The following is a 2127-nucleotide window of genomic DNA, read 5'->3' on the forward strand; positions in this document are numbered from 1 at the left end:
TCCGATCTGGCCGATGTTCGACTTCACCGAGCCGAGCCACAGCGGCCGGTCGGCGGGCCGGTCCGGCCCGTACGCGCCGATCAGCGCCTGCGCCTCGATCGGGTCGCCGAGGGTGGTGCCGGTGCCGTGCGCCTCGATGGCGTCGATGTCGGCCGGGGCCAGGCCGGCGTTGGCCAGGGCCTGCCGGATGACCCGCTGCTGGGCGGGCCCGTTGGGGGCGGTCAACCCGTTGGACGCGCCGTCCTGGTTGACGGCGCTGCCCCGCACCACGGCCAGGACGCGCCGGCCCTCCCGCTCGGCGTCGGAGAGCCGCTGCAGCAACAGGACGCCGACACCCTCGCCCCAGCCGGTGCCGTCCGCGCCGGCCGCGAACGCCTTGACCCGCCCGTCGGCGGCGAGCCCACGCTGCCGGGAGAACTCGAGGAACGCGCCCGGCGTCGACATCACCGTCACACCGCCGGCCAACGCGAGATCACACTCGCCGGAGCGCAGCGCCTGCGCGGCCAGGTGCAGCGCGACCAGCGACGACGAACACGCCGTGTCCACGGTGACCGCGGGGCCCTGCAGGCCGAACGAGTACGCCAGCCGACCGGAGACCACCGACGCCCCGTTACCGGTCGCCTGGTAACCCTCCACCTCGGACCGGGCGCCCAGCAGCAGGGTCGCGTAGTCCTGCCCGTTGGTGCCCATGAAGACGCCGGTCTCGGACCCGCGTACCCGTTGCGGGTCGATGCCGGCGCGCTCGAACACCTCCCAGGTGGTGTGCAGCAGCAGCCGCTGCTGCGGGTCCATCGCCAGCGCCTCCCGCGGGTTGATCCCGAAGAACGCCGCGTCGAAGCCGGCCACGTCGCGCAGGAAGCCGCCGCTGCGGGCGTAGCTGGTGCCGACCCGCTCCGGGTCGCTGTCGAACATGCCGTCCAGGTCCCAGCCCCGGTCGGTGGGCATCGGCGTCACCGCGTCCACGCCGTCGGCGAGCAACTGCCACAGCTCCTGCGGGGAGGACACCCCACCGGGGAAGCGGCAGGCCATCGAAACGATGGCGATGGGCTCGTCCACGGGCGGTCGGACCACGGTGGTGACGGCCACCGGGCCGTCGTCCGCGCCGCCCACCAGTTCGGTACGCAGGAAGCGGGCCAGTTCCGCCGCCGACGGATGGTCGAAGACCACGGTCGACGGCAGGGTCAGCCCGGTGGCCCGGCCCAGCCGGTCCCGCAGCTGCACCGCCGCGAGGGAGTCGAAGCCCAGCTCGCGGAACGCGCGTCCGGCCGGCACCTGGTCGGTGGAGTCGTGGCCGAGCACCGCCGCCGCCTCCGCGCGGACCAGGTCGACCAGCAGGTTCTCCTGGCCGGTGGCCGGCAGCGCGGCGAGCCGGGCGCGCAGCCCGTCGGTGCCCGCCCCGGTCTCCGGCCGCTCCGGTTCCGCCACGACGGCCGGAGCGACCCGGTCGAACAGGCGGCTGGGCCGCGCCGCGGTGAACGCCGCGACGAACCGGGACCAGTCCACGTCGACGATCACCGGCGCCGGCTCGGGGGCGTTCACCCAGCGGCCCAGCGCCGCGACGGCGGCGTCGGGCGCGAGCGGGGCGAATCCGCGGCGGCGCAGGCCGTCCGCGGTCTCCCCGGCGGCCATGCCGTCCTCCGCCCACGGGCCGTAGGCCAGGGCGGTGGCGGGTAGCCCGGCCGCGCGGCGGGCCGCGACGAGCGCGTCGAGCAGGGCGTTGCCGGCCGCGTAGCCGGCCTGGCCGCCGCCGCCCCACACGCCGGCGACGGAGGAGAAGACCACGAACGCGTCGAGGTCCCGGTCCCGGCACGCGCCGTCCAGGTGGACGGCCCCGAGCACCTTTCCGGCGAGGGTCTCCGCCAGGTCGGCGTCGGTCAGCTCGTACGCCGGTGCGGTCCCGCCGGACGCGCCGGCGGTGTGCACGACGGCGGTCAGTTCCGGCAGATCGTCCACCAGGTCGGTGACGGCGGCGGCGTCGGTGACGTCGCACGCCAGCACCCGCACGGCGCCCAGCTCCGCGACCAGGTCGGCCGCGCCGGGGGCGTCCGGGCCGCGCCGGGAGGCGAGCACCACCTCGGCGGCGCCGTTGGCCAGCAGCCACCGGGCCACGTGCCGGCCCAGCGCGCC

Annotated in this window: 1 protein-coding gene; it reads right to left on the reverse strand. The window is 76.5% G+C overall.

All coding sequences use genetic code 11. The features are described from left to right. Positions 1-2127: type I polyketide synthase (locus AB0L34_RS33645; RefSeq protein ID WP_363709697.1), on the reverse strand; the 2127-nt coding region annotated here is incomplete at both ends.

The sequence above is a fragment of the Micromonospora sp. NPDC052213 genome (assembly GCF_040679695.1).
In the GTDB taxonomy this organism is placed as follows: domain Bacteria; phylum Actinomycetota; class Actinomycetes; order Mycobacteriales; family Micromonosporaceae; genus Micromonospora.